The organism is Saliterribacillus persicus (genome assembly GCF_003337485.1).
GTDB lineage: Bacteria > Bacillota > Bacilli > Bacillales > Amphibacillaceae > Saliterribacillus > Saliterribacillus persicus.
On sequence record NZ_QPJJ01000002.1, the window covers coordinates 160,345 to 180,855 of the forward strand.

The 20,511-nt window shown below is 35.3% G+C and carries 18 protein-coding genes and 1 riboswitch; of the genes, 9 read left to right on the forward strand and 9 right to left on the reverse strand.

From position 1 onward, the window contains the following. Positions 1-140: 140 nt before the first annotated feature. Complete coding sequence (locus DFR57_RS02925) at positions 141-1,667, reverse strand: response regulator transcription factor (protein WP_114351654.1); 1,527 nt, start codon at positions 1,665-1,667, stop codon at positions 141-143. 2 nt (positions 1,668-1,669) lie between these two features. Then, positions 1,670-3,430, reverse strand: coding sequence for a cache domain-containing sensor histidine kinase (locus tag DFR57_RS02930; protein ID WP_114351655.1), 1,761 nt, complete (start codon positions 3,428-3,430; stop codon positions 1,670-1,672). 207 nt (positions 3,431-3,637) lie between these two features. Here DFR57_RS02930 and DFR57_RS02935 point away from each other — a divergent pair, with 207 nt between their 5' ends. Then, complete coding sequence (locus DFR57_RS02935) at positions 3,638-4,261, forward strand: YesL family protein (protein WP_114351656.1); 624 nt, start codon at positions 3,638-3,640, stop codon at positions 4,259-4,261. Between the two features lie 139 nt (positions 4,262-4,400). Here DFR57_RS02935 and DFR57_RS02940 read toward each other — a convergent pair whose 3' ends face one another. Continuing rightward, positions 4,401-5,768, reverse strand: coding sequence for an ABC transporter substrate-binding protein (locus DFR57_RS02940; RefSeq protein ID WP_114351657.1), 1,368 nt, complete (start codon positions 5,766-5,768; stop codon positions 4,401-4,403). 95 nt (positions 5,769-5,863) lie between these two features. Further along, a complete protein-coding gene (locus DFR57_RS02945) occupies positions 5,864-7,021 on the reverse strand; it encodes a mandelate racemase/muconate lactonizing enzyme family protein (RefSeq protein WP_114351658.1) in 1,158 nt (385 codons plus the stop codon). 159 nt (positions 7,022-7,180) lie between these two features. Here DFR57_RS02945 and DFR57_RS02950 point away from each other — a divergent pair, with 159 nt between their 5' ends. From DFR57_RS02950 to DFR57_RS02975, 6 genes are all read left to right on the forward strand, one after another. Further along, entirely contained in the window at positions 7,181-7,858 is a 678-nt protein-coding gene (locus tag DFR57_RS02950) for a FadR/GntR family transcriptional regulator (RefSeq protein ID WP_114351659.1), read from the forward strand. Positions 7,859-7,883: 25 nt separating this feature from the next. Next, positions 7,884-8,783: a hypothetical protein gene (locus tag DFR57_RS02955; RefSeq protein ID WP_114351660.1), complete on the forward strand. Its 900-nt coding sequence runs from the start codon at positions 7,884-7,886 to the stop codon at positions 8,781-8,783. A gap of 17 nt (positions 8,784-8,800) precedes the next feature. Beyond that, positions 8,801-10,246, forward strand: a complete 1,446-nt coding sequence (gene gucD, locus DFR57_RS02960; RefSeq protein ID WP_114351661.1) for an alpha-ketoglutaric semialdehyde dehydrogenase GucD — start codon at positions 8,801-8,803, stop codon at positions 10,244-10,246. Positions 10,247-10,518: 272 nt separating this feature from the next. Then, positions 10,519-11,322 carry a molybdate ABC transporter substrate-binding protein gene (modA, locus tag DFR57_RS02965; RefSeq protein WP_114351662.1) on the forward strand — a complete coding sequence of 268 codons (804 nt, stop codon included), beginning with the start codon at positions 10,519-10,521 and terminating at the stop codon, positions 11,320-11,322. After that, positions 11,312-11,992, forward strand: coding sequence for a molybdate ABC transporter permease subunit (gene modB, locus DFR57_RS02970; RefSeq protein WP_245937368.1), 681 nt, complete (start codon positions 11,312-11,314; stop codon positions 11,990-11,992). The genes modA and modB overlap by 11 nt, the downstream gene beginning before the upstream one ends. Continuing rightward, the gene (locus DFR57_RS02975) at positions 11,993-13,033 is read left to right on the forward strand and encodes a sulfate/molybdate ABC transporter ATP-binding protein (protein ID WP_114351664.1); all 1,041 of its coding nucleotides are present in this window, start codon (positions 11,993-11,995) and stop codon (positions 13,031-13,033) included. A 229-nt stretch (positions 13,034-13,262) separates the two neighbouring features. Here DFR57_RS02975 and DFR57_RS02980 read toward each other — a convergent pair whose 3' ends face one another. The 4 genes from DFR57_RS02980 to DFR57_RS03000 form a co-directional block, all read right to left on the reverse strand. Beyond that, positions 13,263-13,736 (reverse strand): DUF7878 domain-containing protein, encoded by a 474-nt coding sequence (locus DFR57_RS02980; protein WP_114351665.1) that lies wholly within the window; start codon positions 13,734-13,736, stop codon positions 13,263-13,265. A 266-nt stretch (positions 13,737-14,002) separates the two neighbouring features. After that, positions 14,003-15,085, reverse strand: coding sequence for a 3-phosphoserine/phosphohydroxythreonine transaminase (gene serC, locus DFR57_RS02985; protein WP_114351666.1), 1,083 nt, complete (start codon positions 15,083-15,085; stop codon positions 14,003-14,005). Between the two features lie 56 nt (positions 15,086-15,141). Next, positions 15,142-15,221: riboswitch (ZMP/ZTP riboswitch) on the reverse strand. A gap of 549 nt (positions 15,222-15,770) precedes the next feature. Further along, positions 15,771-16,124, reverse strand: a complete 354-nt coding sequence (locus DFR57_RS02995; RefSeq protein WP_170132888.1) for a DUF4181 domain-containing protein — start codon at positions 16,122-16,124, stop codon at positions 15,771-15,773. A 137-nt stretch (positions 16,125-16,261) separates the two neighbouring features. Further along, positions 16,262-17,233: an NAD(P)/FAD-dependent oxidoreductase gene (locus DFR57_RS03000; RefSeq protein WP_170132889.1), complete on the reverse strand. Its 972-nt coding sequence runs from the start codon at positions 17,231-17,233 to the stop codon at positions 16,262-16,264. A gap of 154 nt (positions 17,234-17,387) precedes the next feature. Here DFR57_RS03000 and DFR57_RS03005 point away from each other — a divergent pair, with 154 nt between their 5' ends. Continuing rightward, complete coding sequence (locus DFR57_RS03005) at positions 17,388-18,086, forward strand: HAD family hydrolase (protein ID WP_245937369.1); 699 nt, start codon at positions 17,388-17,390, stop codon at positions 18,084-18,086. A gap of 98 nt (positions 18,087-18,184) precedes the next feature. Beyond that, positions 18,185-19,642 carry a phospholipase D family protein gene (locus tag DFR57_RS03010; protein ID WP_114351670.1) on the forward strand — a complete coding sequence of 486 codons (1,458 nt, stop codon included), beginning with the start codon at positions 18,185-18,187 and terminating at the stop codon, positions 19,640-19,642. A 40-nt stretch (positions 19,643-19,682) separates the two neighbouring features. On the opposite strand, the gene DFR57_RS03015 is transcribed toward DFR57_RS03010, so the two are convergent. Further along, positions 19,683-20,423, reverse strand: coding sequence for an EcsC family protein (locus DFR57_RS03015; RefSeq protein WP_114351671.1), 741 nt, complete (start codon positions 20,421-20,423; stop codon positions 19,683-19,685). Positions 20,424-20,511 lie beyond the last annotated feature (88 nt).

Consider the following 20,511-nt stretch of genomic DNA (forward strand, 5'->3'; position numbering starts at 1 on the left):
TTATTTTAGATTAATTAGCTGGTTAAAAATACCGTAATAATTTAATGAAAAATCATGTAGTATTCTTGAATGCGCTTTCCTTTAGTGGTTCAAATCAATAAAAATAAGGTGATAACGAGTTTTCGCTATCACCTTTATAATTAGTCTTTTCTATTATTTTTTCTGAAAACAGAAGGCGATACGCCTTCATACTTTTTAAATTTCGAATGAAAATAATCAACATTGGAGTAACCAATTTTCTCTGCTACTTTATATATTTTCATTTCTTCTAACAATAATTTTTTAGCATTTTCTATCCTAACTTTATCTAAATACGTGTTAAAATAATCCCCTGTATGATCTTTAAATAATTGTCCAATATAAGCTGAGTTGTAATTGAGTACTTCTGCTATCGTATCTAGTTTAATATTTTGAGAATAATTTCGTTCAATGAGATTTACCATTTTCTTCACAAGGTTATCACTAGTATCCATATCAACATTTTTTAATATTTCTAGAAGCAAATCCTGCATAAATCTTAACACTTTTTCAATATTTTCTTGTTTTTCAATATTAATTATTTTAGATGTATATACATAATTAATGACTTCTCTATCATTATATGAATGAAGAACCTTATTTTGTATATTAGAGAGTAATTCGATGCAGCTTCTCTTAATTGTTACTTCTGAATAGTTAAGTGCAACCATTTGGGCTAAAGTTTCTACACAGATCCTTTCAAGTGCATCTTTATCTTCTATTTCTATCGAGTAGAATAACTTATCCGTTATACTATTAAGTTCTATAGGTTTTTCATACATCTTATCAATGTCATTATCGTTAATGAAAACCGATGTGGAGTCACTACTTAAGATCCTTTCCTCCTTAAGAAAAAAACGCTTTTCCATTAGGTCAAGCGCATCGTTATAGGATTTAGGTAAATCCTCAATATTAACGATGGCTCCTCCCAGAACAGCAAAAAAATCAGATTGTTTAGGTAACCCTGTTAACAAAAGCTTCTCTATTTTCTGTTTGAGAATAGGAAGACTCTGTTGATTATTCACAATTACACCTGTATAGGGTGTCGTGTTAAATACAATTCCATCGTTATGCTTGCCAAACAATTCTTTGATTAGTTCTAGTCCCTCTCTAATTTCACTATTTTTTTTAATTAAAAGGACTCTATAAGATGGAAAGTTAAAATAATGTTTGTAAGGCTTCACTTTGCTATAATCACCTGATAACGCGGCATGAATAACCTTCTCTTTTTTTTCTTCATCTATCCTTTGTTTTGCTTGGGTATAGTTCAATTCTTTGTTGAACTTTTCCTTCATGCTATTCAAGAAATATATTAATTCGTCTTCATCAACAGGCTTTAGTAAGTAACCCTCTACATTAAGCAAAATTGCCTTTTTTGCATATGCAAAGTCAGCGTAACCACTTAAAATTATAAAACGTGTTGATGGACTCTTACTTCTTATTCGCTCTATCAATTCTAAACCCGACATGTTAGGCATTTTTATATCTACAATTAATACATCTGGTAATAGTGTATTAAACTTCTCCAAAGCATCATGCCCATTTTTAGCCGTGCCAACAACTACAAATCCATAGATATCCCAAGGAATTATTTTGACTAGTCCATTACATGTTCTAGATTCATCATCCACAATCATCACTTTAAACATCTTTACTCCTCCTGAACAAGTACACTAAAACAAACCTTTGTGCCTATTCCTTGTTTGCTCTCGATAACAAGCCCCGCATTTTCCCCATATGTTAGTCGAAGTCTTTGATGAACATTTCTTAATCCAATGCGATCTCCATCGTTATCTTCTATTTCATTTAAAAAAGAATGTATCTCATTTTGTTTTTCTTCTGAGATGCCAATTCCATTATCTATTACTTGAGCAATCAATTTGTTATTGACCTTTTTTACGATAACATTTATTTCTACTGGATTTTCTTGCTTTTCCAATCCATGAACAACAGCATTTTCTACTAATGGTTGAATAATTAATGGAGGAATTAAGACCTTTTCAGCAAGAGGAGAAACGAGAATATCATAGCTTAATCTATCCTCATGCCTAAATTTTTGGATTTCTAAATAACTTTTTACTATTTCTATTTCTCTGCTCAGTTCTACTTTACCCGATCCAACTTCGAGATTCTTCCTCATTAATTTTCCAAGTGTTTTAATCACAGATGCTATTTCTTTTTCACCTTTTACATAAGCTTCCATGCGAATAGATTCCAGGACATTAAATAGAAAATGCGGATTAATTTGACTGGCCATCATTTTAAATTTAATCTCATTCTGCTTTCTTTCCATTAATGTTTTTTGATGATTGGATTCCACTACTTCATTGATTAGACTTTTTGTATTTGCGACCATACTATCTAAGTGCTTAGAAAGTATTCCAAGCTCGTCTTTTCCATCAATCACCATAGTGGTGTCAAAATCACCTTTTCCTACTAGATTAATTTGTCTTATTAAAATAGCTAAACGATTCGTTAGTAATTTTGAAAAATAGTAAATCAATGTTAAAGAAACAGCTACACTAATAAGGACAATGATAAATCCTAATCTTTTAAAATGATTAGCATTTTTCACAATGCTATCTTCTGAAATAACGGAAACAACTCTTAAGTTGCTTTCAACTTGTCCAACCTGAATATCTCCTATAAATACTTGAGATTCTTCTCCCTCTACTACTCCTCGGAAATTACCTAGTTTACTTTCTTCAATCTCTTTTGCATTTACAATATTCTGGAGTTTTTTCCCTATATAGTTCGGTCTATTGGCTGCGTATATATAATTATCGCCATTCACTAGCATCATTGCTTCAGATTCTTGTGTCAAAATCCAATTTAAACTATCTTCATTTATGCTAACTACTAAGATACCTTCTGTGTTATAGTCAACAAAATCTATCCGTCTTATTAAGCTTAGAAATTTTTGAGAATCATATGTCTCATCCTCTAAATAACGCCATCTATATATCCCCTTTTCATTCTTAGCTTTTAGATACCAGCTTGAATTTTTAATTTTCTCATTCGCAGGGATTATATCCCAGTTATTTAACAAGGTTGGATTTTCAACATAAAAACGAATATTGTTAATTTCCTCATACATAGTAACTAGATTTAGGAAGGTTTTATAATTACGATAATCATTAACTACATCAAATAATTCTTGGTAGTCTGTATTGATGATTTCCTCCAACTGCCTATCGTATTGTATATTATTGGAGATAAATATCGGTACTTTTAATAACTCTGCTGTTCTTTTTTGTACGCGTTCCATATCTAACTCTGCCTGTTCAATCGCTTCCTCCAGTGCAACTTGTTTTAATTGATTAGTCAGGTAACCTCCAATCATAATAATTGGAACAAAAACAACGAATACAAATGAAAGAAATAATTTATTTTTAAGTTTTATATCATTCATTTTTTTCTTTATACTAGAAATTATTACAGGGACCCCTCCTTCTTTTAAAACCTAACACTTCTGAAATATGTAAAAATGACTGTTTACTTTAAATTTACTTTATTTTATCATATTAGTTACTTAATACATAAACTAATTTTCATTCTAATCATACTGCAACTAGACTCATCGTTATGTGGTTTTAGTCACTAAAAGGAGGAAAAAGAGATGAATGGACAAATGAGAGGTTTTTATAAGGTCGCTGAATGGGTCTTGAATATTGCATATTTAAACATTCTATGGATTGCTTTTACATTAGTTGGAATTGTGATTTTCGGTTTATTCCCTGCTACAACTTCCATGTTTACTGTAATTCGAAAATGGGTTTTGGGAAAAAGGGATATTCCTATTTTCCAGACATTTTGGAGTACGTATAAAAAGGAAATAATTAAAAGCAATATACTAGGTTTGATAGTTATTGCAGTAGGAGGCCTTTTATACTTAGATTTCTCTTATGTAAGCGAACAAGAAGGTTTTTTTATTCAATTGACTTACTATCCTTTGATTATCCTTATAGTAATCTATATATTGTCCCTACTCTATGTATTTCCAGTATATGTTCACTATGATACGAAACTTATCCATGTATTAAAAAATTCCGTTTTACTGATGATAATGAGCCCTTTTATTACTATTATGCTCATGACAGGACTTGTTTTCGTTTATTTTATCATGGAATTTTTGCCAGGTCTCACACCATTTTTTGCTGCAAGTCTCTTTTCTTATATAATTATGTGGTCTTGTAACTTTGCTTTCAACAAGGTTTCTAGATTCCAGAAGGTGAATCAATAATACTATTGGGAAAATTGGTAGACTCAGCTACTATAATCTAATCAGTTTGCTTAACATTCATGAAAAAACTAAAAAATAATCCCCTACCTAGTTAAGGCAGAGGATTATAATTTTGTTTTATTTTTAAACCACTAACTGATTAATTCCCTACAGTTTCGGCTGCTTGATCTAAAGCTTCCTTGGCTGTTTGAGATTGCTGTCGCAACACACTGTTAAATACATTCGTATTCAACTCTTGCTGCATATCAGGATTGTTTTCTGTAATATTGATGGAATCAATTTCATCACGTACTTCTAATAGGGTGTCAAAAATATCATCCCCGAAATACTGATAGAACTTATTATCTTCGCGCATTGCTTCTGATTCCCAAACAGTCCACATTGGTGGGTCAAACCCTAGAACTTCCCAGAATGCAATATTTCCTTCTTCACTTAATTTCGTATAAGCTAAAAATTCTTTCGCTAACTCTTCATGCTCTGTTTGATTTGTAACAACTGTCCCAGTACCACCTGCACCGGCAGAGCGGTTACCATCCTCTGTCCAGCGAGGCATTGGGCGAATAACCATTTTACCTTCTAGGTCTGGCATGTAATCTGTGAAACGACCCATATACCACATTGGCATTAAAATAGACGCTTGACCACCATCATTCATAAATCCATAAAACTCTTCAGAGTGAACTTCTCCACCTGGTGTTAAATCTGCAATTTCGTCTTCATAGATCCAATCATGCATTAATTGTAGTGTGTTTACGTTTGTTTCATTATTAATTGTAACTTCACCATTTTCATCAAAATAGTCTGAGCCTTGTTGACGAATAATTGGCCAGAAAGTCCAGTCAGCGCCTGTTTCAAACGTAAGCATAACAGCATCTGTACTTTCAGCTACCTTTTTACCAGCCTCTTCATAATCATCCCACGTTTCAATCGAATCAATATCTACACCTGCTGCATCCATTATCTCTGTGTTGTAGTAAGCAACTGTAGCACCTACGTGGAATGGCATTCCGTAATAATTGCCGTCTTTAGAATAGATATCAAAACGAGACTCTATAAAATCATCAATTACTGGTTCTACGTGATCATTCATAGGAAGTAATTGTGGTTCCCCTTGCATAAAGTTAGGGAAACGACTTAACTCAATATCTGCAATATCTGGCGCGCCTGTTCCTGATTGTAAAGCTAGTAATAAATTATTATGCAAATTATCATAAGGATAGGCTTCAGCATTTAACTTAATTTGGCGATCCGGAAATTCCTCATTCCATCTGTCTACCGAATGTTCAAATATTCCTAAATGAAGCTCTTGGAAGGTCCAAAACGTTAATTCAGTTGCATCTTCACTATCCCCACCAAATGTTTCAGCAGCATCTTGTTCTCCATTTGCTTCTGTAGCTTCATCTGTATCTGTGTCTGCATCACTATTACTTGTATCATCTCCACTACAAGCAACAATAAATAGTAGTAAGAAGGCAAAAATCCCTAATTGAAAAATTCTCTTCCTCATTTAAACCCCACCTTTTCCGCATTTTTGTTAACGCTTACATTTATCTATAAAAGAGAAAGGTAATCCCCATCACCCTTCTCTTTCATATTCAGCTATTAAAATCCTTCTACAGGTGCTCGTTTTTCCCATCCGTCTCTAAATAGTGGTAAGAAGTTTTCACGACGGTATGGATGCTTTTTAATTTCATGCAAATTAAGGTCCGTTCCCCAGCCTGGTCGATCACTTACCTCGATATAGCCATCCTTTACTTCTAATGTATTGGTCAGGATATCTTGCGTCCATGGCTCATTAAAATCATCAAAAATTTCGTGAATAAAGAAATTTGGTGTAGCAGTATTTAAATGTGCACATACAATCGAGCACAATGGACCTTGCGCACTGTGTGGTGCAATAACACCATTAAACGCATTTGTCATACCCGCTACCTGTTTAGCCGCAGTAAGTCCCATAAACTGTGGTTCAAGTTGAATAATGTGGACTTGGTTATGAGAGAGTAATTCAGCAAATTGTTCCTTGCAATAGTAATCCTCTCCACATGCGATTGGTACAGGGCTGCGCTTAGCAACCTCAATCATCGATGAAACACTTTGCGGTGGGACTGGCGCTTCAAACCATGTTGGATCAAACTGTGCCATCTCTTCAGCAAAACGAAGTGCTGTGTGCACGCTAAAGCGGTTATGTCCCTCTATTAAAATGTCCACATCTTTACCGACTGCTTCTCTAACTGCCCCAATCAAATCAATCGCTAAAGCGAAATCCTGTCGGTCGACTACTCGCCACGAAGAACCAAAGGGATCAAACTTTAAAGCAGTATATCCTTTTTCCACTACTTTCTTAGCCATATTATAAAAGTTTTCAGGTGTTCTCTCGCCACTAGTATACCACCCATTCGCATAAACGCGAAGCTGGTCATGACTTTTCCCACCTAATAAATTATAAACAGGTTGATTCAGCACTTTCCCCATAATGTCCCAGCATGCAAATTCAATACCAGAGAGTGCAGCTCCCTGAATTTGACCGCCATCTGAGAAAACATCTCGAAACATACTTAACGAATGCTTTTCTACGTCAAACGGATTTTTTCCAATTACATATGGTTTTAATTCATGAATCGCCGCTTCTACTGTTTTTCCAAATCCATTTAATGTTGCTTCACCAATTCCGTGGACACCTTCATCCGTATCGACCTGGACAAAGACCCAGTTTTTCCATCCATTTCCGACGATGTGCGTATTTACATCTGTTATTTTCATTGGTAGTCCTCCCCATCCTCTTGAAAAATATAACAATAATTCATCTGATGACTTTTGTTTGTTATTGAAATCATATGATAAATAAGTTAAAATGTAAACAGTTTCATTAATATTTTTTTAATTTTTAGAAAATTTAGATGGTTTATAGGGGACAGGACAATGAAAAAAAAGAAGCTGGTTTATGAAGTGGTGTATGACGAAATTAAGAAAAATATTCGGGAGGGAAATTGGAAGGCTGGGGATAAAATCCCAACGGTGCAAGCACTCTCCAAGCAACTAGATGTTGGAATTTCTTCTGTTAGAGAAGCTATTAAGATTTTAAGCCAACAGAAAATATTGCGGGTAGAACAAGGAAGTGGAACATATGTGGAAACAAAGCTTGGAGATAAACCAGGAGAAGCTTTTGATTTTCTAGAGAATTCATCCATCGAACAACTAACTGAAGCTCGCCTTGTTATTGAACCAGAACTTGCTGCGATGGTTGCTTCAGATGGAAAAGAAGAAGATATCGCAAAAATATTACAATGTGCTCGTGTCATGCAAAAAAAATTCATCCAGAATATTGATTTTTTAGATGAAGATATCGAATTTCATTATTTAATTGCTAGATCAACAAATAATGAAGTGTTGCTTAAAATGATGACCATCATTAGTGATTTGTTATTCGAAAGCAGGCGTCATTCGATGAAAATAAAGAATCAAAATGAAAAAGCGGCAAATTATCACATATTAATCGCGCAGGCAATTAATCAAAAGAATCCATCACAAGCAAGAGACTTAATGCGTTCACACATTTTAGATTTATTAGAGGATTTAAAAAGTAAACCGATAAAGTAAGCAAAACAGAAGGGGTGGAATTTAGATGCACCGAGCTGAGAAATTATTAGAAAAATTTAATTTCCCTACAGGAGATCTTCGCGAGCTTCCTACGTCACAGCAGACATTTGACGATGGCGGGCACTATCGTGTTGAAATACCTTCTGTTGAAGGACCAGCAACGATGGAAGCTGTCATTAAAGAAGCGAAGGAATTAGATGTAACGGTAAATCGCGTCTCCCAGGGAAGCGGCATTATGTTATTAAGTGATGCAGAAATAACAGCGATGGTAGAAATGGGAAGGAAAGAAAATATCGAAGTTTGCTTATTCATTGGACCACGCATGAACTTTGATATTGGAGCAAGTGGTCATGTGAATCCCTCGCTTGGCTGGAGACATGCGGGAATGGATCAATTAAAATACGCCCTTGAAGATGTATACCGAGGAACAGAGCTTGGTCTTCGAAGTATCCTAGTCGCTGATGAAGGGTTACTTCACATTTTAAACGAAGCAAAAAAATCTGGTGACCTTCCAAATGATCTGATCATTAAGGTCTCTGCACTGATGAGTCCACCAAACCCTGTAACGGCTAAGCTTTTTGCGGATATGGGCGGTACAACACTTAACATTCCAGGGGACTTATCGTTAGACAAAATCGCAACATTTCGACAAGTAATTGATCATACCATTGATATGTATGTGGAATCCCCTGACAACCTTGGTGGATTCATTCGCTATTATGAAATACCGGAATTGGTTCGCATTGCTTCACCAATCATTCTAAAATTCGGCTTAAGAAATGCAGCAGGAATTTATCCTTCAGGAAAACATTTAGAAAACGTGTCGATCACACAAGCAAGAGAAAAAGTGAACCGTGCCGCAATCGGCTTAAAACAATTAAAAGATCATGCATACAAACAATCTTTATCGATCACATATAAGTAAGGGAGAGGATCAGGAATATGGTACATTTTAATAATTATATAAACGGCAATTGGGAAAAAAGTGAGAGCAATGAAAAATACGAAAGTATTAACCCAGTAGACCAAAGTGTGGTAGGATCGGTCGATCAATCTACTATTAACGACTTAGATAAAGCGGTTGAAAGTGCAAAAAGTGCTTCACTTGCTTGGAAAAAGTTATCCGGCGCTGCTAGAGGACAATACTTGTATAAAGCTGCTGATGTTTTAGAGGAGAACTTAGAAGATGTCGCCAAATTAATGACACTCGAAATGGGTAAAACTTATCCAGAAGCTAAAGGTGAAACAGCGCGTGGTGTTGCGATTCTCAGGTATTACGCTGGAGAAGGCATGCGCGAAGAAGGAGATGTTATACCTTCCACAGATCCGGATGCTTTCATGTATACAAAGCGATCTCCACTTGGTGTTGTAGGGGTTATTACACCATGGAACTTCCCTGTTGCTATTCCAATTTGGAAGATGGCTCCTGCACTTATTTATGGAAATACAGTAGTATTTAAGCCTGCACTAGAAGCATCTGTTACTGCAGCTAAAGTCTTCGAATGCTTGCACGAAGCAGAATTTCCAAAAGGCGTATTAAATATGGTAAATGGTGATGGTGCTGTCATTGGTGAGCGCATTACCGAAAACCCTGATATTAACGGTATTACGTTTACCGGCTCAGATAAGGTTGGTAAAGTCGTTGGTCAAACTGCTCTAGGAAGAGGCGCTAAATACCAATTAGAAATGGGTGGTAAAAACCCTGTAATCGTAACAAAAGATGCCGACATTGATAAAGCTGTAGAAGCAACCATAAGTGGGGGTCTTCGCTCTACTGGTCAAAAATGTACAGCTACTAGCCGGGTCATTATTGATGCATCGATCTATGATAGCTTCAAAGAAAAACTAGTCGAAAAAGTGAAAGATATTAAAGTTGGCGATGGGATGCAGGAAGACACATGGATGGGCCCTTGTGTGAGTGAGAAACAATTAAACACGGTTCTTTCTTATATTGATATTGGTAAAAAAGAAGGCGCTACGCTTATACATGGCGGCGAAAGAATAACCTCCTCTGGCTTAGAGAATGGCTTCTTCGTACAACCAACAATATTTGAAGATGTAAATTCTGCTATGACCATTGCCCAAGAAGAAATATTCGGCCCTGTGCTCGCCTTAATAAAAGTAAAGGACTTAGAAGAAGGCATAAAAATAGCGAACGATGTGGAATTTGGATTAAGTGCTTCTATTTTCACAACAAATATTCAAAATATGCTTACCTTTATTGACGATATGGAAGCAGGCCTTGTACGAGTGAACGCAGAAAGTGCTGGTGTAGAATTACAAGCACCATTCGGCGGAATGAAGAAATCTAGCTCGCATTCACGCGAGCAAGGGCAAGCAGCAAAAGAATTCTTCACTTCTATTAAAACGGTATTTGTAAAAGGATAAAATTATAGTAGAAGGTAAGGCGGACAAAGGTGATCTTTGTTCGTCTTTATTTTTCACCAAAAACAGTTCGTAAAAGGAAACTTCCTCACCTCTTTGAGCGCAATTTTTTTATACATAAAGATATCAGATTATATTACAGATCCTCCCTTCTACCACCCGCTTACATTGCCTATTCTTAAAATCTTTTATATCATGAAGAAACAAGCTATTTATTTTCGCTTTTTCCACGTCATTTTTCATACTATTACATAATTAATCAGGAGATTACATCTATGCGAAGTTTTCCATTAACATATATCGTTATTCTTTTTTTGTGTTTGTTCACTCTTTCCGCTTGCGCAGATAGTGCGGAGGAGAGTTCTGAAGAGCAGGAGTCCTTGCAAATAGCAGCAGCTTCTAATTTAACGCTTGCTTTCAAAGAAATCGCTCCTCTTTTTGAAGAGGAAACAGGGATAAATATCACCTATTCTTTTGGATCAACTGGCCAGTTAGCAGAACAGATCGAAAATGGCGCACCTTTTGATATTTTTGTAGCCGCTAATCCTTTATTCTTAAAAGAGCTACAGGAAAAAGAAGCTATCATTTCTGAAAGCACCATCGATTTTGCCTATGGTAAAATCGGCATTGCTACTGCAACTAGTGGAGGTTTTTCTATAACAGATCTAGAAGACCTTTTAGATCCGTCTATTAAAAAAATTGCCATAGCAAATCCCGCACATGCTCCATTTGGGACGGCCGCTGAACAAGCACTAAAAAATACTGGGCTTCTCGAGAGAATAGACGAAAAACTAGTCTATGCAAGAAATATCGCAGATACCCTTTCCTACTTAGAATCTGGTAACGTCGAAGCAGCAATTATCTCAGAGTCCTTGTATCAAGAAGGTGAAGTCGAATTTCAATTAATCGATTCAACGCTTTATGAACCGATAAGACAAACAGCAGCTATTGTCACCCAATCTGAAAAGCAAAAATTGGCAGCATCCTTCCTATCCTTCTTAGAAGGTTCTATAGGAAAAGACGTATTAAAATCTTATGGATTTGATATCCCAGAGGAGGATAAAGCTAATGGAAGTTAATCTATTTCCTCTTTTCTTGTCACTTAGAGTTGCTTTAACTGCAACCTTTTTTGCTTTTATAATCGGGGTACCTATTGCACTTTATTTGCAAAGATCAAAAAGCAGATTCGCTAGTATACTCGAAACCCTTGTCACCTTACCGATTATCTTACCTCCTACCGTGCTTGGCTACTATTTACTCGTTTTACTCGGTAGGCAGAGTTACATCGGAGAATTTCTAGAAAATACATTTGGCATTAGTCTTGTTTTCACACCAACAGGAGCAGTGATAGCAGCTTTAATTGTGTCCATTCCATTTATGATAAAATCTGCAACAACCGCTTTTGGTAATATTGATCCTATGATGGTCCAATCCGCTAGACTTCTAGGAAGAACCGAATGGAATATCTTCTTCACAATATTGATGCCGTTAGCTTGGAGAGGGATGCTCGCAGGGATTACGTTAGCTTTTGCAAGAGCAATCGGAGATTTTGGAGCTACATTAATGGTGGCTGGTAGTATTCCTAACCAAACACAAACCATGCCACTCGCCATATACGATGCACTTTTGGCTGGTGACCGTGAATTAGCAAACATATTGGTTCTGATCATGACAGTGGTAGCTCTTTTACTACTCTTTGCGATCAATCGATTAGAAAAGTATGTTGGAAAAAGAAACCGGGTGATATAAATGTTAGATGTGAAGCTTAGAAAAATCCTTTCCCACTTTTCACTTGAGCTTAATTTTAAAGCTAATAAAGGAATAACAGCCATCATTGGCCCATCCGGTTCCGGAAAAAGTATGACACTACAATGTATATCCGGACTAGAAAAACCAGAGCATGGAGAAATCAACTTAAATAATGAAATATTATATTCTGAAGAAAAAAAGATAAACAGAAAACCGCGAGTAAGAAGAATTGGCTATGTCTTTCAAAATTACGCCCTATTCCCGCATTTGACGGTAGAAAAGAATATTGGCTATGGATTACAGCATTTGTCTAAAGAAGATAAAAATAAACGAGTGGAAGATATCCTTGCGAAAGTAGAGTTAAGTGCATATAAAAACCGTTATCCACATGAACTATCGGGAGGACAACAGCAACGAGTTGCTTTAGCCCGAACGTTAGTAACAGAGCCTGACCTTTTATTATTAGATGAACCATTTTCAGCATTAGATCATCACGTGAAATATAAACTAGAAAAAGAGCTCTTAACGATTATTAAGGAAAACTTTCACGGTATTGTTTTATTGGTGACACATAATATGGAAGAAGCCTACCGACTATCAGATCATTTAATTATTATGGATGAGGGGAAGATCCTACAAAGCGGCGAGCGGGATACTGTTTTCTATCAGCCAAGGGTAAAACGTGCTGCTGAAATCATTGGGTGTAAAAACATTTTTCCAATAAATAAAAGTGAAGGTAGCGATACCTACGAAGTGAATGGTGTTCCGCTAAACTGTAAATATACATTACGTGAGGAACCACATTATATTGGGATTTATGCACAACATATCACCTTTGTGGATAAAGAAAGCACACTTACCAACACTTTCTCTTTTGAAGTAGTAGAATGCATTAAAGGATTACATCAAAGTCAGCTCGTTATCAGGGTTGAAAAAGCACTTACTCTAAACGTTTCTATCCCTAATCATGAAGCGGAAAAATTAAGTAGCGATACAAATAAAGTGTATTTAGATCCTGCACATTTGTTTTTGCTTTCGTAAAGCTAAAGATTGATTCTTAATAAAGAAAACCTTTAAGGTTTACACTTAACTATGATTAATTATATTAGTATTTTCATGGATTTGGGAGGGATAAATGATGCTTGCAGCTTTTTTTATTGTAGTAGCTATCGTTTTGCTTTTCGACATGGCAAAGCTAAGAAAGCAGAATCAAGAAATTATTAATATACTTGAAAAAATTGAAAAAAAATAATCTTTATTGATTTAATATTCAAATCAGACGATGTGGAATATGGTTTATAAAACTTTTGAGTTTTATATCATAATATTCCTCAATATCATTTCTCAGTTTTTTCTCCAAGGCTAAAAATTGATCTGCAATATAGTTTAAGTCAAATACGTCATTAATTTCTGACTCTGCCCATATTGATTTCAATCTTGCCCTATTTGAGAATGGAATTAATGACAGGATCGCCCCATCTTCATAATCATCATATTCAATAGTATAATAATGGAATTCTGGTATTTTATCCTTCGTATTCTTTTCTTTCCATTTATACAAAGATTTATAGAATTCAAGGATAGCAAGTTCTGCTTCAAAGTATAATTCGTTATTAATCTTTATTGTAAGTGTAGCCTCTACAGCTAATATGGTAGGAACATCTTTTTTATTCTTATTTGAAATAATTCCTTTATCACTTGCAAAAATATATTCAAAATTTATGTTTCTGGGGATGCTGCCCATATTTATTCACCATTTCCTATCCCTATTCTAATTTTTTCATCCTTTATTTCAAATTATTCCCGAAATATAGGGTCAAATTTAAACGATAGCTTCTCCATCAATTTCGCTGTTCACTGTTGCTTCAATAACTGAAGTCACAATTTTATTAGTTTAGATATTAACTTATAAATTAAAACAAGATAATTATAAGATATCAATTTTAAATAAACAATACGAAAAAAGAACCCAACTTTAAGCTTTAGCTCAGCTTTGTTGGGTTCTCATTTTTATTTATGCTTTTCTTCAAAACGTTTCATGAAATCAACCAATGCTTCTACCCCTTCAAGCGGCATTGCATTATAGATACTTGCTCTCATTCCACCTACAGAACGGTGACCTTTTAATGTTTCTAATCCTTCTTTTTTCGCTTCCTTCACGAATTCCGCATCTACATCATGATTTGGAATAACAAAAGGAATATTCATAATAGAGCGACTGTCCTTTTGAACAGGAGAAGCATAAAAATCAGATTGCTCGATATAGTTATACAATAAGTTAGCCTTGCTCTCGTTGATTTCCTTCATTGCTTCAAGTCCACCTAGATTTTTTAACCATTCAAATACAAGCTTAGCAATATAAATCGCAAATGTTGGTGGTGTATTATGAAGTGATCCAGTTTCACTATGTGTTTTATAATCTAACATGGTAGGTACCATATCAGAAGCATGACCAATAAGGTCTTCACGAATGATAACAAGTGTTAACCCTGCAGGTGCAATATTCTTTTGAGCTCCTGCATATATAATGCCGAATTTAGATACATCAACTGGTTCAGATAAAATATTAGAAGACATATCAGCAACTAATGGAATATCTCCTGTATCAGGAAATTCACGAATAGAAGTCCCTTCAATTGTATTGTTCGTAGTAATGTGGACGTAATCCGCATCACTAGAGAACAGCTCTTTGTTCAAGGTAGGAATAAAGGTATAGTTATCCTCTTCAGATGAAGCGATCACATTAACTTCACCATATTTCTTCGCTTCTTTAATTGCTTTTTTAGACCAAGAACCAGTATTCACATAATCCGCTTTGCCATTTTCACCAAACAAGTTCATTGGTACCATCGCAAATTGCTGAGAGGCACCGCCTTGAAGAAATAAAACCTTATAATTCTCAGGAATTTGCATTAAATCTCTTAATAATGCTTCTGCTTGGGTAATAATTTCGGTAAATGCTCCAGATCTGTGACTAAGCTCCATGACAGACATGCCAGAGTCATGATAGTTTGTTAGCTCTTTTTGTGCCTCTTCTAGCACGGGTAAAGGCAAGATAGATGGTCCTGCTGAAAAATTGTATACGCGTTTCATTTAACCACACTCCTATAATTAATTTAAAAATAGAAACAGGTAAGGACCATTATCCTTACCCTTGCCCAGGCGAACGGCTATGTATACTATGTGCTCCCTTGCGGTTATCCGCGCTTCGCCAGTTACACATAGGTTGAATCTTTGTGATAAGTTTATCAATCTTTTGTTATTATTTCAATGTAAATATTCTTAAAATTATGTCAATTGTTTGGCGAGTGCTTGAAGATTTTTAAATGATGACAATTATTTTATACCCTTACCTTTTGAATAAGTAGAATTTTTTATACTAATCAAGACGATATTTGAACTAAAAAATTAGTTCTGGTTTTTTTTAATTATATATGATAATTGAATTATACTACCAAGAAAAAAAGTGAAAAGCGTCAAATTACGAATATCAACAAAAGCTATATCTTGGAATAATAGATTTTTTAATAGAGCTGCTAGAACCATTAAACCCACTACAGCCCAGGATATAATAGAAATCTTATCTCTTTTGTTCATTGGGAACATCCTCAAGATTTTAGAATTGTAAATGCTATATACAATATATCAAAATCAAAGCAAATTAAAAACAAAGGAGAGATTTATCTTTTTAAAAACGGGGCGGTTCATCTATTATCATAATTGGTCTAGGACTCATTATAAACTAGGAGTCGGCCTTTTTTTGTTTTTATACTATACACTAACTTTTTACCATAAAAGGAAAACTTTCTAAATTAATAATAATAAGAACAATGCTAAGCAATATTGCTGTACTAATATATTGCTTTGATTTTTTTATAAATATAAATTCCATTAATGCCTGATACCCAAATAATAATGCTAAATAGATGGTGAAGTAAAACATTCTTTGCATATCCGAACTATCTACCATTAACCATAGCTGCACTAAAAAGATAATAAATAAAATCGTTTGACCCCAGCGATTTATAATTTTACCGGATGTTTCCGACATTTTTATCTTTTCAACAGAAAGAATTTTATTTGCTATTTTTTCTACCACGATCAACAAGATGAGCAGAGCGATCACAATCACTATAAATTCCGCATAGGCCACCTCTTATTTAAGTTGTTTTAAAAAAAGAAATTACACCTTGAAAAAACCTTACAGATTCCTCATAAGGGAACTATTAAAGCAATCGTCGAATCACTGATATTTTTACGCCATACCCCTTATTCGTTATCTAATTTATTGATATGATCAGCAATACTTTTCCCAGATAATACGGCACTTTCTATCCGCGTATGTGTCGCATGATCTTCAGGGGCTATAAATGAATCTCCCGCTAAATATATAGGTAGGCCATCTACTTGAATAAATCCACCTTCTATCGTAGAAGTAGCTTGGGCATAGCGCCATCTTTTTATTTGATAAGAACGAATCGCATCTTTTTCTACTATCCATTCGAAAAAGCTTTCTAATATTTCTTCCCATATTGCTTCATCTTCTAAATCGTACCGCTTCTCGCTCCAATCACCATCCATGACAACGGTTAATATTGGTGTATTAGAAACACCTTTTTGCTGATTATTAATAATTTTTTCAATTCCGTTTGGTAGGTCTTCTGTAACGATACCGTTTTCTCCTACACGAATTGACTTATCCAAACTAACCAGTGCTATGAGACATTTTTGATATTGGACACTTTTTGCATTTGTCATAAATTCATTACTAATCTCTAGATCTGATTGTTCTAATACTTCTACCGCCTGAGGAAGCGGTGCGGTATAAATAATGGTATCTCCTTCATATACGGAACCGGCTTCTGTATGCACAAGCATTTTTTGATTCTTTTTTTCAAATTGACTCACGCGTTGATTAAGAACCACGTTCATTTCTTCTGCTTCTGCTTTCATTAAAGCATTCATGCCATTAATAGCCATATAGCGCGGGTAATGATCAACAAACCATTCCTTCACAAGTCCTCTTTTCTGCCATTCTCGTGTTATCTCTTTAAAAATATCTGTTCTTGTTGTGAAAAATTGAGCGCCATGATCCGCTTTTCCTTCCCCTATTCTGCGAGTAGCCAGTCTTCCTCCTACACTTCTACTTTTTTCAAGAAGCATTACCTCATGCTTGGCTGAATCTATTTCATTTGCTGCGATAATACCGGATAATCCCGCACCAACAATAATGATTTTCAAAACATATCGCTCCAATCCTTTTCTGATACTATTAGTTTAATCTATTTTTAGATGGAAACCTACCGAAAATACCAATTCTCGTTGACGAAGTTCTTCCAGTACATTAATTATATGATAGAATCATAATGATAACACGTATAGGGGGACAAGATGAATGATAGAAACAATTGTGTTTGATGTTGATGATACATTGTACGACCAGCTAGGTCCATTTCGCACTGCTACTCTGAAGCTTTTTCCTGAGCAGATAAAAGAAGGGCACATTCCTAAGTTTTATTTAAGTAATAGAAAATATAGTGACATAGCCTTTGACCGTGCTGTCCGAGGAGAAATCACACAAAGAGATTTACAAATCTATCGTGTAAAAGAAGCTTGCCGTGAATTCGGCTTTACAATTGATGACGAAAAAGCAATGGAATTTCAACAAACCTATGTTGGTGCTCAAAAAGAAATAGAAGTAGATCCAGTGATGGTGAAGCTACTCGATAAATTCCTAGCCCAAGGCAAGCAACTTGCTGTCTTAACCAATGGTGAATCGAATCATCAAATGATGAAAATTAAGCAATTGCGCTTAAATAGATGGTTTCCAGAAGAAAATTTATTTATTTCAGGTAGCGTGGGACACGCGAAACCAACAATAGAAATATTTAATCATTTAGAAAATAAATTAAACTTGAACAAAGAAAAGACTATGTTTATCGGGGATAGCTTTGAAAATGATGTAGTAGGTGCCAAAAATGCCGGATGGAAAGCAATTTGGTTAAATCGCAGGCAGCACCCTGTTCCTACCAATGCCTTTCAAGCAGACTATACCATCAGCGAATCTTCTGAAGTTTTGAATATTTTTGAATAAAATTCCTGAGATACCTTTTTTATATAAGCTTAATAATCATGGGTTTAGGGTAAAAGATTACGTAACTATCTTTTACCCTATTTTTAAGGAGTACAACTATGAAAAAGAAAAAATGGTTTCTAAAAAAGCGATACGCTTTCCTTTTATTCGCAATTATTTATACCAGTGTTATTCTTTATAATCAGTTCAAGCCGCTTCCAGAAGGTGTTTCCTACCAAGGAGATACACATCAGGTTGCCTCAGAGGATATTGAATTTCTTCACGATTTAACGTATCAAGAGAATGGAAAAGAGAAATATGAGCAAGAGATTTTTGATACTGTCTATCAATCTATTGAAAATGCTGAGGAATTCATCATTCTCGATATGTTTATGATCAATGAATTTTCTTCAGAAGCAAGAGATTTTCCTGAAATCAGTAAAGATTTAACGGATAAAATCACTGCTCAAATAGAAAAATTCCCTGATTTAAAAGTAGTGGTTATTTCTGATCCTATTAATACTACTTATTATTCCCACGAAGCAAAGCACTTAGCTCCCTTAGAAGACTTAGGTGTGGAGCTTGTTTATACAGACTTGGAACGTCTAAGAGATCCGAATCCATTATATTCAGGAATTTGGAGAATGTTTTTCCAGTGGTTTGGTCAAGAAGGGAATGGCTGGGTGAAAAACCCGTTTGGGGAACCAGGTCCTGAAGTCACGATTCGCTCCTATTTAAAAACGTTAAATATTAAGGCAAATCATAGAAAAGTGTTAGTAACAGAAAATGAAGGGTTAATCCTCTCCGCTAACCCGCATGATGCTAGTGGTTTTCATTCGAATATCGGTTTTAAGGTAAAGGGTGAAATATTAAAGGATATTATCGAAAGTGAAAAAGCAGTTGCTAAATTCTCAGGAGGAAATTTGGATGCATTCCCAACGGAAAAGGAAATAAATCAGTTAAACACATCTACTAATGCTTCTGAAGATTTAAACGTGACACTTGTTACCGAGCAAAAAATTGAAAAAGCGGTAGTAGATGCGATTAATAAAGCTAAGGAAGGCGACCAGCTGTGGATTGGAATGTTTTATATTGCAGATCGAACTATTATAACGGCACTAGAAGAAGCAGGTGCTCGCGGAGTAGAAATACGCTTTGTATTAGATCCAAATACGAATGCCTTTGGTCAGCAAAAAATGGGGATACCAAATATTCCTATGGGAGACGAGCTTTTAGAGGATGGACATGAGCATGTTCAAGTAAAGTGGTTCAACGTGGATAAAGAACAATTCCACACCAAGATTTTGTATGCTAATTACGGATCGGAAAGTACCGTTATTGGTGGCTCCGCAAATTACACATCAAGAAATGTGGATGATTATAATTTAGAAACAAATCTTGTGATCGCAGGTTCATCTGATGAACAAACCATACAAGAGGTTGATAGCTACTTTAAACGAATTTGGAATAATGAAGAGATTACATTTACGCTTCCATATGATTCACAAGAGTCTTTGCCTATTTTGAAACGAATTGGGTATACTCTGCAAAAATTAACGATGTTTACGACTTTTTAAAAATCTTAAAAATAAGAAGCCATCCTCGCCGGGTGGCTTCTTATTTATCTTCTATATATCTTTCTGGATGCGACAAATCTAACACACGTATCCTATAGCAATTCATGGCAGTTTCTCCTAATTGGTCTAGAAGGTTATAGTTAGCATAAGCACCAATAATAGCGCCAAGGCCCGGAATCATTTGAAACAGTTTCACCACATCAATGTAATCTCGATATTCCTGTTGAAACACGCGCCAATCCATATCCATTAAGTGATCCTTCTCTTGTTCCCAGTTTTCTATATAATAAAGTACTTCTCTTTTTCGATTTTCATTAGAAAAAGCCAATTGAAAGACGTGTAGCAGGAACAACCTTTCTTCATACTTACTCACATCATAGCCATAAATCGAAGCTGTTTCATATAGGAATTTCATTTTAATTGATAACAACAACGGAAAATCCGCTAATCCTAAAAAGATTCCCCCTGCCCCTGTTCCTGCACCTTCAATAGTTGCCGTCTTTCTAAAAGCAACCATTCTTTCTTTTACGAGAATTTCTTTTTCTTCAAAGCTACGCTCATCGGTTTGATAGTCCTTGGTTGTTAAACCGGAACCAACTAATGTTGCCTCCACCATTTTCTTAACACTTTCCGTTACGACTTTATGTGCTTTTTCTGGTACAAGCTGATTTATTTTATTTTGGGCACCCTTTGATAAGCGATTCCATAGTTTCCCTTGTTTTAATAAGCTTAATTTCCAATCCAACACTTCTTCTTCTACTTTAGCGTAATAATCTCGCATGCTGTTCACCAATCCTTTAAAAGATTCCTGTTTCCTAGTATACGATAAACGTTATCGTAAAGTTTCAAATTTCACTTGACTCTAACGT